11 protein-coding genes are annotated in these 13,043 nt (G+C 54.5%); 6 read left to right on the plus strand and 5 right to left on the minus strand.

What is annotated here, in order from left to right:
* Positions 1–2: 2 nt before the first annotated feature.
* Both Q0903_RS15905 and Q0903_RS15910 read left to right on the plus strand, forming a co-directional pair.
* Positions 3–1,166 carry an RsmB/NOP family class I SAM-dependent RNA methyltransferase gene (locus tag Q0903_RS15905; protein ID WP_299030305.1) on the plus strand — a complete coding sequence of 388 codons (1,164 nt, stop codon included), beginning with the start codon at positions 3–5 and terminating at the stop codon, positions 1,164–1,166.
* Positions 1,167–1,296: 130 nt separating this feature from the next.
* On the plus strand, positions 1,297–3,609 hold the full coding sequence (locus tag Q0903_RS15910) for an ATP-binding protein (protein WP_299416996.1): 2,313 nt from the start codon (positions 1,297–1,299) through the stop codon (positions 3,607–3,609).
* Here the strand turns inward: Q0903_RS15910 and Q0903_RS15915 are convergent.
* On the minus strand, positions 3,606–4,205 hold the full coding sequence (locus Q0903_RS15915) for a gamma-glutamyl kinase (RefSeq protein WP_299030308.1): 600 nt from the start codon (positions 4,203–4,205) through the stop codon (positions 3,606–3,608). The genes Q0903_RS15910 and Q0903_RS15915 overlap by 4 nt on opposite strands.
* Positions 4,206–4,408: 203 nt before the next feature.
* On the opposite strand from Q0903_RS15915, the gene recA reads away from it, so the two are divergent.
* The 3 genes from recA to Q0903_RS15930 all read left to right on the plus strand — a co-directional run bounded on the left by recA (position 4,409) and on the right by Q0903_RS15930 (position 8,566).
* Positions 4,409–5,479: a recombinase RecA gene (gene recA, locus Q0903_RS15920; protein ID WP_299030311.1), complete on the plus strand. Its 1,071-nt coding sequence runs from the start codon at positions 4,409–4,411 to the stop codon at positions 5,477–5,479.
* A gap of 141 nt (positions 5,480–5,620) precedes the next feature.
* Complete coding sequence (alaS, locus tag Q0903_RS15925) at positions 5,621–8,275, plus strand: alanine--tRNA ligase (RefSeq protein WP_299416998.1); 2,655 nt, start codon at positions 5,621–5,623, stop codon at positions 8,273–8,275.
* Positions 8,276–8,278: 3 nt separating this feature from the next.
* Positions 8,279–8,566, plus strand: a complete 288-nt coding sequence (locus tag Q0903_RS15930; protein WP_299417000.1) for a DUF1330 domain-containing protein — start codon at positions 8,279–8,281, stop codon at positions 8,564–8,566.
* 102 nt (positions 8,567–8,668) lie between these two features.
* Here Q0903_RS15930 and typA read toward each other — a convergent pair whose 3' ends face one another.
* The 3 genes from typA to Q0903_RS15945 form a co-directional block, all read right to left on the minus strand.
* Positions 8,669–10,486 (minus strand): translational GTPase TypA, encoded by a 1,818-nt coding sequence (typA, locus tag Q0903_RS15935; protein WP_299030319.1) that lies wholly within the window; start codon positions 10,484–10,486, stop codon positions 8,669–8,671.
* 102 nt (positions 10,487–10,588) lie between these two features.
* Positions 10,589–10,921: an SMR family transporter gene (locus tag Q0903_RS15940; RefSeq protein ID WP_299030322.1), complete on the minus strand. Its 333-nt coding sequence runs from the start codon at positions 10,919–10,921 to the stop codon at positions 10,589–10,591.
* A gap of 12 nt (positions 10,922–10,933) precedes the next feature.
* On the minus strand, positions 10,934–11,392 hold the full coding sequence (locus tag Q0903_RS15945; RefSeq protein WP_299417002.1) for an Lrp/AsnC family transcriptional regulator: 459 nt from the start codon (positions 11,390–11,392) through the stop codon (positions 10,934–10,936).
* Between the two features lie 116 nt (positions 11,393–11,508).
* Here Q0903_RS15945 and Q0903_RS15950 point away from each other — a divergent pair, with 116 nt between their 5' ends.
* Positions 11,509–11,712, plus strand: a complete 204-nt coding sequence (locus tag Q0903_RS15950) for a DUF6356 family protein (RefSeq protein WP_299030328.1) — start codon at positions 11,509–11,511, stop codon at positions 11,710–11,712.
* A gap of 85 nt (positions 11,713–11,797) precedes the next feature.
* On the opposite strand, the gene Q0903_RS15955 is transcribed toward Q0903_RS15950, so the two are convergent.
* The gene (locus tag Q0903_RS15955) at positions 11,798–13,012 is read right to left on the minus strand and encodes an NADP-dependent isocitrate dehydrogenase (RefSeq protein WP_299030330.1); all 1,215 of its coding nucleotides are present in this window, start codon (positions 13,010–13,012) and stop codon (positions 11,798–11,800) included.
* Positions 13,013–13,043 lie beyond the last annotated feature (31 nt).

A 13,043-nucleotide genomic window follows, 5' to 3' on the forward strand; every position in this document is an offset into this window, starting at 1 on the left:
CCATGACCCCAGCCGCAAGGGTGGCTGCGGCCATCGAAATCCTTGATATTATTGGCGATGGCGCGCCTGCCGAGCAAGTGCTGACACGTTGGGGCCGCGGCAATCGTTTTGCCGGATCAAAAGACCGCGCCGCGATCCGTGACTACGTTTTCGACGTATTGCGTCAAAAAAGGTCGGTTGCCTGGTTGGGGCGGGCCGCGACCGGGCGCGGCCTGATGATTGGATTGTTGCGTGCTCAAGGCGTTGATCCAGCAGATCTTTTTACAGGCGAAGGTCATGCGCCAGCGCCGCTGGCCGACTATGAAATTGAACCACCTGTAGGGCAGATGCCTGCAGAAGTCGCGATGAACCTGCCGGACTGGCTTGCCGACAGGTTTCAGGCCAGCCTTGGGGAACAGACAGCGTCAGCAGCCCTGATATTACAGTCGCGCGCGCCAGTTACACTGCGGTTAAATACCTCAAAAACAAATACCTCCGAGGTGATGTTGATGTTAGAGGGCGCGGGCGTTGAAGTAACGCCAAACCCTCTTGCCTCTACTGCTCTAACTGTGACGGAAGGTGCGCGTAAGATCCGGAACTCGACCGCCTACCAAGAGGGCTTTGTCGAACTTCAGGACGCCAGCAGCCAAGCCATTGTTGACGCGTTGCCAGATGGCGCGCGCGTATTGGATTACTGCGCGGGGGGCGGTGGAAAGACCTTGGCGCTGGCTGCGCGGGGTGCCGATGCAGTGTTTGCGCATGATGCAGATCCAGCCCGCATGCGTGATCTGCCCCTTAGGGCAGCACGGGCAGAGGCAGAGATCACACAGCTTGGTACCAGTGATCTGGCCCGCAATGGCCCCTATGATCTGGTGCTGGTGGATGCGCCTTGTTCGGGCAGCGGATCATGGCGGCGTGCGCCCGAAGCCAAATGGAACCTGACGCCCGCGCAGCTTGCGTCGACACTGGCATTGCAGGATCAAATTCTCGACGATGCACAAGCGCTCGTCGGCGTGGGTGGTACGCTTGCTTATGCAACCTGCTCGATACTCGACGAAGAAAACAAGATGCGCATCGAGGCATTTTTGGGCCGTCATTCAGGTTGGAAGTGCAACTGGAGCAAGACTTATCCCATCAGCGCAGAGGGCGACGGATTTTATACTGCGCACTTGACGCGAGACAAATAATTGCCAACCCTTCAACCAATGCGGGAAAACATGGCGGGTGATCTGCTTCGGTTAATCGGCGGTTAACCCTTCGCGTCAAAGGTGAACGCACGATTCGGATATTTTTTCGGGACGTTGCGGGAGGGCAGGAATGCAGCAAGCCATCGGTACCACGTTTGCCCAGCGAGTGATTGGCATCACGCCGCAAAAAGTACTGGTTCTCTCGGGGCTCGCCACTGTTCTGGGTGTGGCAGCGTTGCTAGGGTTGGAAGGTCATGCACGGCAGGCCGTTGGTGCTGCGGCGCTCAGTCTTTTGTGTGTAAGTATTACCGTCGTTTTGTTACGGGTGGGGCATGGTCTCGCTGCGGGGCAAAGCCATAGATCGGTCGCGCATTTCATCACCAATGATGCTGCCCCCAGCTTTGTCACGGCGGTTGACGGGCAAATCACCTCCGCTAATCCAGCCGCTGAGCGGACGTTTGGGCAAACCCAAAACAGCACGCTCGCAGCTGTCCTGTCAGAGCGGATCAGTAACCCAGGTGCTATTCTGTTTCGCTTGCAATCGCGTGCCGAAACCACGGGCGCGGCCCGCGAGGAAATTGTGACAAACAGCGGACAATTGCTTTTGTCAGTTCATGCCATTGGTGCGGGTAGTTTTGCATGGAGGGTAGAGCCACAGAACAGCCAGGCCGCAGGTAGCTTGCCCAGTGATAACCGGATTTTACCGATGATTATGGTCGGACGAAGCGGTGCGATTTTGTCGATGAACCACGCAGCGCGCCAGTTTTTAGGCGCGCGAGGCAAGTCGCTCGATAGCGTTTTCGCAGAACAGATCGTGGTACCCGGAACAGTAATGCAAGTCTCGACAGTTTCGGGAAACAAGCCTGCGTTGATTGCTCAAACAGATGCTGGCGCAGGGCGTCGGGCCCTTTATCTGCTACCGCCGCCAGCGAAGGGGGAGGTGGTACAAAACCCCGATTGGCAGGTCTTTCAGGACATGCCAATCCCGATGGTGAAAATAGCACCGGATGGTACAGTTCTAGCCTTTAACAAACGGGCCTCGAAACTGATTGGTGTGGTACTGGTCGAAGGCGCTGCTTTGTCAGCGTTAATGGAAGGGTTAGGGCGTTCCATATCTGATTGGCTCGAAGACACGCTTGCAGGACGTTTGGTGCAAAAATCGGAATTCCTGCGCCTTACCCGCGGGGATCGCGAAGCTTTTGTACAAGTCACGCTCAACCGGATCGAGGAAGAAGGCGCGCCAGCTCTTGTGGCTGTTTTACACGACGCGACAGAGTTGAAATCCCTCGAAGCACAATTTGTACAAAGCCAGAAAATGCAGGCCATCGGGCAGCTAGCAGGTGGTGTAGCCCATGACTTCAATAACCTGCTCACAGCCATTTCAGGCCATTGCGACCTTTTGTTGCTGCGTCACGACCACGGCGATAGTGATTACGGGGACTTGGTGCAGATCAACCAAAACGCAAATCGCGCGGCCGCTTTGGTTGGACAATTGCTTGCTTTCTCGCGCAAGCAAACTTTGCGGCCCGAAACGCTCGACATGCGCGATACACTGGCTGACCTTACCCATCTGCTGAACCGTTTGGTGGGCGAAAAGATAACACTCACCCTCAGTCATGACCCTTTATTACAGCCAATTCGCGCGGATAAGCGCCAACTTGAGCAAGTTTTGATGAACCTTGTGGTAAACGCGCGCGACGCGATGCCTTCGGGCGGTGAAATCCGGATAGAGACGGAATGTACCAAGCTAGATGAGCCACTGCTGCGTGATCAAGTGACCGTTCCGGCGGGCGAGTATGTCACAATCAAGGTAAGCGACGACGGGACAGGCATTTCGACAGACAAGCTCCAGAAAGTGTTCGAGCCGTTTTTTACGACAAAACGGACAGGCGAAGGGACTGGGCTGGGTCTCTCCACGGCCTATGGCATTATCAAACAGACAGGGGGATACATTTTTGTAGACAGCACAGAAGGCGTGGGGACCTGTTTCAGCCTCCATTTCCCCGTGCTAAACCAGACTGCACCGGTGACTGTTCCAAAGGCCACTGAACAAACCGGCGAGGTACACGCGGCGCCTGCCGGTGGTGTCATACTGCTTGTGGAGGACGAGGCGCCAGTTCGCGCATTTGCCAGCCGCGCGCTACGTTTGCGCGGATTTACCGTGCTTGAGGCTGAAAATGCTGAGGCGGCACTCGAGACGCTGGAAGATCCAAGTCTGAAGATTGACGTTTTTGTCACGGATGTGGTCATGCCGGGCATGGATGGTCCGAGTTGGGTCAAGGAGGCGATGAAAGTACGCCCCGATGTACGGGTCGTATTCGTTTCAGGCTATGCCGAAGACAGTTTGGGCGAGGCGCAAAAGAAGATCCCCAATTCGGTTTTTCTGCCCAAGCCGTTTTCTCTTAGTGAGTTGACCGAAACCGTAAACAAGCAGCTGCACTAGCTGCGCGGGATACTGTCGTACAGCGTAAAGTCATCCGAGAACTTCCGCCGGAACCTTTCTTCAACATCAGGCGATAGCCGCACCTCAATGGAAGGCGAGACGTTTTCCCGTTCCAGCGACAGCTTGACATCCAGCCGATCTTCCAAAAATTCTTGCAGGCGGGGCTGGTCTTCGTATGCAAATAGATGAGTGATGCCAGTACCGTTCGGTTGCCGCTCCAGAAACTTAAGCTGGTTTCCGACCTCTGCAAAACCCGGACGCTTTCCCTTCATGTAAGCCAGAACAAATTCATCGAAGGTGATTCCATAGGTGTTGTTCGGTTTGTCCTTCATAAAAGGTCGTTGTCGGTAGCGATACCAGCTACTTAACCAGCTGATCGGATCGCGCATAACGGCCATTAGTTCCATCTCGGCATCACAAACGTTCAAAAACATGGGCCGGATGAACCGGTTATACCGATAGACCGGTGCATGCTTCAAAAGGGGGGGATCGGTAATAACAAGATCCGCACGTGTTGCCAGCGCAGTCTCATAGGCCGTTGTGCCAGTTTTCGGCACCGATAAAAACGCCAGGCGTTCTTTAAAGAAAACAAGCATTTAGTCTCTCCAGTTGGGACAAGCATACAAACAATGGCTGCCTTAAACAACTTGTTAACCAATCAGGTCCAAAGATTAGACAAGAAAAATTTGATTGAAATGTTCCGCGTTTGTACCCATAAGAACATTAACAGAACACAACATCATTGCGACGGTGGCGATTGCCGCTACCTCAGCACTGTGACAGTAAGGGAAGAACCCAAATGGCAACGGCAGATCTTTTGAACATGGATAAGAAATCGGCAGACAAGCAAAAGGCGCTCGACAGTGCGCTTGCACAAATCGAGCGTCAGTTCGGCAAAGGCTCTATCATGAAGCTAGGTGCCGAAGGGGCGATACAAGATATCAGCTCTTCCTCGACCGGATCACTGGGGCTGGACATTGCCTTGGGAATTGGCGGTTTGCCAATGGGGCGGATCATTGAAATCTACGGCCCTGAATCTTCCGGCAAAACAACTTTAACACTACATTGTGTTGCGGAGCAGCAAAAAGCAGGCGGCGTCTGCGCGTTTGTAGATGCCGAACACGCACTGGACCCCCAGTATGCCAAAAAACTTGGCGTAGACATTGACGAGCTGCTGATTTCGCAGCCGGACACGGGTGAGCAGGCGTTGGAGATAACGGACACTTTGGTGCGTTCCGGCGCTGTCAATATGGTGATCGTGGATTCGGTCGCGGCACTTACGCCCAAATCCGAACTCGAGGGCGAAATGGGCGACAGCTCTGTTGGTGTTCAGGCGCGTTTGATGAGCAAGGCGATGCGCAAGCTGACTGGTTCAATCTCGCGTTCGAACTGTATGGTTATTTTCATCAACCAGATCAGAATGAAAATCGGTGTTATGTTCGGCTCACCCGAAACGACCACGGGCGGTAACGCACTGAAGTTCTATTCCTCTGTTCGTCTAGATATTCGTCGTATCGGCTCTCTCAAGGACCGTGATGAAGTCGTGGGCAACCAGACCCGCGTGAAGGTCGTGAAGAACAAAGTTGCGGCACCTTTCAAGCAGGTTGAGTTTGACATCATGTACGGCGAAGGCATCTCCAAAATGGGTGAGCTTTTGGACATGGGTGTAAAGGCTGGCATTGTCGATAAATCGGGCAGCTGGTTCTCCTATGGGGACGAGCGGATCGGGCAGGGGCGTGAAAACGCCAAAACCTATCTGCGCGAACATGAAGATATGGCTATCGATATTGAGGATAAGATCCGTGCGGCGCATGGACTGGATTTCGACGGCTCTGAAAACATGGACGATCCCGATATTCTGGACGGGTAACAACCGCAGACTATAAAATGTTTAGAAGAAAGGGTGCGCGCCAGCAGGCGGGCGCCCTTTTTTACATGCCCCACTGTGGACAGACCCTATTGCCAGCGTTATCTCAACAGAACTAATTCGCGTGCCCAAAGGATGGACATCATGCAAACGCTTAACGAAATCCGCTCGACCTTCCTCAATTATTTCGGAGACAACGGGCATGCGGTTGTACCGTCCAGCCCCTTGGTTCCACGCAATGATCCAACGCTGATGTTCACAGCTGCGGGTATGGTGCAATTCAAGAACCTGTTCACAGGTGTTGAAACCCGCGATTATTCGCGTGCGACGACCGCGCAGAAATGTGTGCGCGCAGGTGGCAAGCACAACGACCTAGACAATGTGGGCTATACAGCGCGCCATCATACATTCTTCGAGATGTTGGGCAATTTCAGCTTTGGTGACTATTTCAAAGAAGATGCCATTCCGCTGGCATGGGATCTACTGACAAAAGTCTTCGGTATCGATGCGTCCCGTCTGCTGGTCACGGTATACCATACTGACGACGAAGCTGTCGAAATCTGGAAAAAACACGCGGGGCTAAGTGATGATCGCATCATTCGCATCGCAACTGATGACAATTTCTGGTCTGCAGGGCCTACAGGTCCCTGTGGTCCATGTACCGAGATTTTCTATGATCACGGTGAGCACATCTGGGGTGGGCCTCCCGGCTCCCCCGACGAAGACGGAGATCGTTTTGTCGAAATCTGGAACCTTGTTTTCATGCAGTACGAGCAGTTCGAGGACGGGACGCGTCGGGACTTGCCGAACAAATCCATTGATACGGGCATGGGGATAGAGCGCGTCGCCGCTTTGCTCCAAGGCACCAATGACAACTACGCAACTGATCTGATGCGCAGCTTGATTGAAGCCTCGGCGCATGCGACCAACAGCGACCCTGACGGGGCTGGCAAAACACATCACCGCGTGATCGCTGACCATCTGCGTTCAACATCTTTTCTCATGGCAGACGGTGTGATGCCCAGTAATGACGGACGTGGCTATGTATTGCGCCGTATCATGCGGCGGGCCATGCGTCACGCCCATCTGTTAGGGGCAAAAGACCCGCTTATGCACCGCCTTGTGCCTGCTCTTGTCGGCCAAATGGGACAGGCCTATCCCGAGTTGGGTCAAGCGCAGTCCATGATCGAGCAGACCTTGCTGCAAGAAGAGACGCGTTTCCGTCAGACGCTGGACCGTGGATTGAAACTGTTGGACGATGCGTTGGTTGCCCTTCCCGAAGGTGCTGATTTGCCTGGGGATGCCGCGTTCAAGCTATATGACACCTTTGGGTTTCCATTGGACCTCACGCAGGATGCCTTGCGGGAAAAGGGTCGGGCGGTAGATACCGATGGGTTTGACGCTGCGATGGCAGAGCAGAAAGCAAAGGCGCGCGCAGCTTGGTCAGGCTCGGGCGAGGCGGCAGATGCAGCGATCTGGTTCGATGTGGCGGATAAATCCGGCGTGACCGAGTTTCTGGGCTACGACACGGAAACAGCCGAGGGCAAGATCGCGGCTTTGGTTCAGGATGGCAAAGCAGTCGAGGTCGTGCAGATGGGTCAACAGGTCCAAATTGCGCTTAACCAGACTCCGTTCTATGCCGAAAGTGGCGGCCAGATTGGTGACACGGGGGCAATTCGGACGGATACGGGTGTTGCCCGGATCACCGATACCCGTAAGGCAGCAGGTGTGTTTATTCATTTTGCCGAAGTGGAAAAAGGAAGCATTTCCAATGAACAATCATCGGTTCTTGAAGTAGATATTGCTCGGCGTAGTGCGATCCGTGCAAACCACTCCGCAACCCATCTGCTGCATGAAGCCTTGCGTCATGCGCTTGGCGATCACGTGGCACAGCGCGGCTCGCTCAACGCAGCTGATCGTCTGCGCTTTGATTTTAGCCATAACGAGGCTGTAAGTGCAGATCAGATCGTCGCCATTGAGCGCGAGGTGAACAGCTATATCCGTCAGAACACGAGCGTTGAAACGCGTATTATGACACCGGATGATGCTCGTGCACTGGGCGCCCAAGCGTTGTTCGGGGAAAAATACGGCGATGAAGTGCGCGTCGTCTCGATGGGCGTACAGGATGGGTCGGGCAAAGGGTCCGACGGTAATACCTACTCGCTTGAGCTTTGCGGCGGCACGCATGTGCGTCAAACAGGTGATATTGGTGCGTTTGTTCTTTTGGGCGACAGTGCCAGCAGCGCCGGTGTGCGCCGGATTGAAGCGCTGACAGGTGCAGATGCCATCAACTATCTACGCAAACAGGACCAAACGCTGGCATTAGCTGCACAGGAGCTCAAGGCACCTGCGGCAGATGTTCCTGCGCGTATCAGTGCGCTCATGGATGAGCGCCGCAGTTTGGCTAACGAAGTAGCACAGCTGCGGCGTGAGTTGGCGATGTCCGGCGGTGCGAGCGCGCCAGAGGCACAAACAGTCAACGGTGTCGCATTTCATGCACAAGTGTTGCAAGGAGTGACAGGAAAGGATCTGCCCGCCTTGGTGGATGAACATAAGTCGCGCATCGGGTCGGGAGCGGTTTTGTTGATTGCCGACACAGGCGGAAAAGCGGCTGTCGCCGCTGGAGTCACAGATGATCTGAAAGGAACTCTGTCTGCTGTGGATATTCTGCGTGCCGCCGTTGCGGAGTTAGGTGGCAAAGGCGGTGGCGGTCGGCCTGACATGGCGCAGGGTGGCGGTGCCTCCGCGGATAATGCACAGGCAGCGATCGAGGCCGCAAAAATCGTATTGAAAGGATAACCAATGCCAGCACTTTGGATTGCGCACGTTACTGTCACAGACGAAGAGGCGTATAAGAAATATGCAGCGGGCGCCACTGTTGCCATCGCCGATCATGGCGGCCAGTTTATTGCGCGTGGCGGGCGTTTTGTGCAGCTAGAGGGGAAAGAACGGCCGCGCAATGTCGTGGCACGCTTCCCCGATGTTGAAGCTGCCGAAAAATGCTATCACTCGGCCGCCTACCAGGAAGCACTGGAACACGCCAAAGGTGCGTCAGAACGCGAGTTGATGATCGTTGAAACGACCGAGTAAACCAGCTTCTTTATTTTTCCAATAAACTCACGCGGCGCAGCCGCACTGCGACAGAAGACAACAAAAAAAGGCGCTCCGGATTGGGGCGCCTTTCTTTTGATATCAAACTGATTTCGACATCCGCTTGCGCTCATGCGGGTCCAGATAGCGTTTGCGCAGACGGATCGCATTTGGTGTCACTTCTACCAATTCATCGTCGTCGATATAGGCGATTGCCTCTTCAAGGCTGTGCGTGATGGGGGTTGTCAGGCGCACGGCCTCGTCTGTACCGGATGCACGTACGTTGGTCAGCTGCTTGCCTTTCAACGGGTTCACTTCCAGATCATTCTCGCGGCTGTGCTCGCCAATGATCATGCCTTGATAGACATCAGTTTGCGCACCAATAAAGAAACGACCACGGTCTTCCAGTTTCCAAAGCGCGTAGGAAACAGCGACGCCATTCTCCATAGAGATCAAAACACCTGCGCGGCGGCCGGGAATCACACCTTTGTGCGGTGCCCATGCATGGAACACACGGTTCAGAACACCAGTGCCGCGCGTATCGGTCAGGAACTCACCGTGATAGCCAATCAGCCCGCGCGAAGGCACGTGTGCCACGATGCGCGTTTTACCTGCACCCGCAGGTTTCATCTCAACCAGTTCGCCTTTGCGAACGCCGGTGAGTTTTTCGATGACTGCACCGGAGTATTCGTCATCAACGTCGATTGTAGCTTCTTCGATTGGCTCGTGGCGCACGCCGTCAATCTCTTGAAACAAGACCTGCGGGCGCGAGATGCTCAACTCAAAGCCTTCACGCCGCATGTTTTCAATCAGAACGCCCATCTGCAATTCGCCGCGGCCTGCAACCTCAAAGGCCTCGCCGCCGGGTGTGTCCGAGATTTTGATGGCAACGTTGGATTCCGCTTCCTTGTGCAGCCGTTCGCGGATGACGCGAGACTGTACTTTTTTACCATCACGACCTGCCAGCGGGCTGTCGTTGATGCCAAAGGTCACGGTAATCGTCGGCGGGTCAATGGGCTGTGCAGGGATCGCATCAACGACTGACTGTTCGGCCAAGGTGTCGGCAACAGTTGCTTTGGTCATGCCCGCGATGGAAACGATATCACCTGCTTCGGCCAATTCAATCGCGGTTTGGTCCAAGCCGCGATAGGCAAGAATCTTGGTGCAGCGGAAGTTTTCGATCAGTGTGCCATCCCGAGACATGGCTTTGATTGTCTGGCCCGCTTTCAGTGTGCCACTCTCCACGCGGCCGGTCAGCAGACGGCCCAGGAACGGATCACCGCCCAGTGTGGTGGCAAGCATAGTGAACGGCTTGTCCGCATCGGCGATCTGTGCGGGGGCTGGAACATGCTCAAGGATCAGCTCGAACAGCGCGCTCAGGTCCTTGCGTGGGCCATCCAGTTCCATATCAGCCCAACCTGCGCGGCCAGAGGCGTACATGGTGGGAAAGTCCAACTGCTCGTCGGTGGCGTCTAGATTTGCGAACAGATCAAAACACTCATCCAAAGCGCGATCAGGTTCACCGTCAGCTTTGTCGACCTTGTTGATCACAACGATTGGGCGCAGGCCCAGCTTCAGTGCCTTTGAGGTCACGAATTTCGTCTGGGGCATCGGGCCTTCTGCGGCATCAACCAGCAGCACAACACCGTCTACCATCGACAAGATACGCTCGACCTCGCCACCAAAATCGGCGTGGCCCGGGGTATCGACGATGTTAATGCGTGTGCCTTTCCACTCAACCGATGTAGGCTTGGCAAAGATTGTGATACCGCGCTCGCGCTCCAGATCATTGCTGTCCATGGCGCGCTCGGTGGTGGCCTGGTTTTCACGGTAGGTGCCGGATTGTTTCAGTAGTTCGTCCACCAGCGTTGTCTTGCCGTGGTCAACGTGTGCGATGATTGCGATGTTGCGCAGGTCCATTTGGATTACCTTATCTCAGGGGGTTGAGCGGCCTCTACCGTGCATCCGCAGCAAAGGCCAGCAAAAACCCCGTCTTGGTTGCCATCGGCGGCTAAACGGTGATCAATGCGTGACAGAATTGGAGAACAAGTTGATTACAGCGATCCCGCCGATAATCATGGCCAAGCCTGCAATCGCTGCCAAATCCAGTTTTTGACCAAAAATCGTCCAGCCGATTGTGGCGATCATGATGATGCCCAGACCGCTCCACAGTGCGTAGACAACGCCGACAGACATAGTGCGCAGCGTGATTGACAGAAGATAAAAAGAGGCGGCATAGGCCAGAACAACAACAATAGACGGCCCTAGCTTCGTAAACTGCACACTCATTTTGAGCGCGGTTGTGCCGATGGTCTCGAACAGAACGGCAAAGGCAAGGATCAGATATACGGGCATTGGCGTGCGCTTTCACAAGGGGAGGGCGGTCGTTTCCTTTATTTCTTCCATTACAAAGCTGGCAGAGACATCCGACAATTCGACACGGGCAATCAGCATTTGATACAGGCGGTCGTACCCTGCCATATCCGCAACCCGCGCGCGGATCAAATAGTCCAGATCGCCGCTCATCCTGTAGACACCTTGGATTTCCGGCAATGCCTTTGTCGCAGTGGAGAATTTGCGCAGCCAGTCGGGTGCATGTGCGTTCGTGCGTATTTGCATAAAGACGGTCAAACCCAGACCGACCTTTGCCGCATCCACCAATGCGACCCGCCCCTTAATAATACCAGCGGTTTCCAACGCGCGGATGCGCCGCCAACAGGCATTGCGGGACAGCCCGATCTCTACGCTCAGATCGTCCATCGATCGGGTCGCATCGCGTTGCAAAGCGGCGAGTATTTTGTGGTCGAAGGTGTCAATATTCTGCATATAGCCATCATCTTGAGATAGGATCCCAAGATCAAGCCCTAATGCCACGCACTTTGGGATCAATGTGTCAGTGTGGGTGGATAGATTGAAGGTCAAAGCAGAATTCAGGAGTTGCTATGATTAACCGTATTTTTCTCGATCATCCCGCAAAAGTAGACGAGACGTTTTTCCAGCATATGGCCTTTGCCAGCAAATTCGCCGGCAAGCTTTTTCTTGCTGCTGGTGCGGCACTTGTTCACGCGATCATTCCTTGCTTGTTCGAGAAGACAGCCAGTACGATCATCGCAGATCTTTATCATAAGACCCATAATCGCGGGTAAGGCCCGCGTCGCACTGACACCCACCAGACAAATAAAAAAAGGGCCGCAACATCTGCGGCCCTTCGGTATTCTAGAGAGTGACGGATCAGCCTTTGAGGGCTGCGTTAAGGTTCTCGTCTACTTTCTCGAGGAAGCCCATCGTGGTCAGCCATTTTTGATCGGGACCTACCAGCAAGGCGAGGTCTTTAGTCATATCGCCAGCTTCAACTGTGTCCACTACAACTTTTTCCAGTGTTTCGGCAAAGTTGGTCAAAGCCGTGTTGCCGTCCAGCTTGCCACGGTGCTTGAGACCACCGGTCCACGCGTAGATGGACGCGATAGAGTTCGTGGACGTCTCTTCGCCCTTCTGGTGCTGGCGGTAGTGGCGCGTAACGGTGCCGTGCGCGGCCTCAGCTTCAACAGTTTGCCCATCGGGCGTCATCAAAACGGATGTCATCAGACCAAGCGAGCCAAAGCCCTGCGCAACAGTGTCGGACTGAACGTCACCGTCATAGTTCTTACAGGCCCAGACATAGCCGCCGTTCCATTTCATTGCACAAGCAACCATATCGTCGATCAGGCGATGCTCATAAGTGATGCCTGCCGCTTTGAACTTGTCTTCGAATTCGGTCTCATAGACGTGCTGGAACAGCTCAAGGAAGCGACCATCATATTGCTTGAGGATCGTGTTCTTTGTGCTCAGGTACACTGGCCAGCCCATGTTCAGGCCATAGTTCATGGAGGCGCGGGCAAAGTCGATGATCGACTTGTCGAGGTTATACATCGCCATGACCACGCCGGAATCGGGCGCATCAAAAACTTCATGCTCGATCTCGGTGCCGTCCTCGCCGACGAATTTGATCGTCAGTTTGCCTGCACCTGGGAATTTGAAATCTGTCGCGCGGTATTGGTCCCCAAACGCATGGCGGCCCACAACGATTGGCTTTGTCCAGCCCGGCACAAGGCGCGGCACGTTCGAGCAGATGATTGGCTGGCGGAAGATAACGCCGCCCAGAATGTTGCGGATCGTCCCGTTGGGAGAGCGCCACATTTTCTTGAGGCCAAATTCCTCTACACGCGCCTCATCAGGTGTGATGGTAGCACATTTTACGCCAACGCCGTATTTCTTGATAGCATGGGCGGAATCGATTGTGATCTGGTCATCTGTCTCATCACGGGCCTGAATGCCCAGATCGTAATACTTCAGATCAACGTCGAGGTAGGGCAGGATCAGCTTTTTCTTGATGAAATCCCAGATGATGCGGGTCATTTCATCGCCGTCGAGTTCGACGATGGGGTTCTCTACCTTGATTTTGGTCATGCGTTTTCCTTTGGCTAGAGGCGAATTTAGA

Source organism: uncultured Sulfitobacter sp. (genome assembly GCF_947502895.1).
Lineage (GTDB): Bacteria > Pseudomonadota > Alphaproteobacteria > Rhodobacterales > Rhodobacteraceae > Sulfitobacter.

Excerpts from the sequence above, each read along its gene's own strand:
- Q0903_RS15905 (WP_299030305.1), top strand. The coding sequence starts at position 3 with ATGACCCCAGCCGCAAGGGTGGCTGCGGCCATCGAAATCCTTGATATT.
- Q0903_RS15910 (WP_299416996.1), top strand. The coding sequence starts at position 1,297 with ATGCAGCAAGCCATCGGTACCACGTTTGCCCAGCGAGTGATTGGCATC.
- Q0903_RS15915 (WP_299030308.1), bottom strand. The coding sequence starts at position 4,205 with ATGCTTGTTTTCTTTAAAGAACGCCTGGCGTTTTTATCGGTGCCGAAA.
- recA (WP_299030311.1), top strand. The coding sequence starts at position 4,409 with ATGGCAACGGCAGATCTTTTGAACATGGATAAGAAATCGGCAGACAAG.
- alaS (WP_299416998.1), top strand. The coding sequence starts at position 5,621 with ATGCAAACGCTTAACGAAATCCGCTCGACCTTCCTCAATTATTTCGGA.
- Q0903_RS15930 (WP_299417000.1), top strand. The coding sequence starts at position 8,279 with ATGCCAGCACTTTGGATTGCGCACGTTACTGTCACAGACGAAGAGGCG.
- typA (WP_299030319.1), bottom strand. The coding sequence starts at position 10,486 with ATGGACCTGCGCAACATCGCAATCATCGCACACGTTGACCACGGCAAG.
- Q0903_RS15940 (WP_299030322.1), bottom strand. The coding sequence starts at position 10,921 with ATGCCCGTATATCTGATCCTTGCCTTTGCCGTTCTGTTCGAGACCATC.
- Q0903_RS15945 (WP_299417002.1), bottom strand. The coding sequence starts at position 11,392 with ATGCAGAATATTGACACCTTCGACCACAAAATACTCGCCGCTTTGCAA.
- Q0903_RS15950 (WP_299030328.1), top strand. The coding sequence starts at position 11,509 with ATGATTAACCGTATTTTTCTCGATCATCCCGCAAAAGTAGACGAGACG.
- Q0903_RS15955 (WP_299030330.1), bottom strand. The coding sequence starts at position 13,012 with ATGACCAAAATCAAGGTAGAGAACCCCATCGTCGAACTCGACGGCGAT.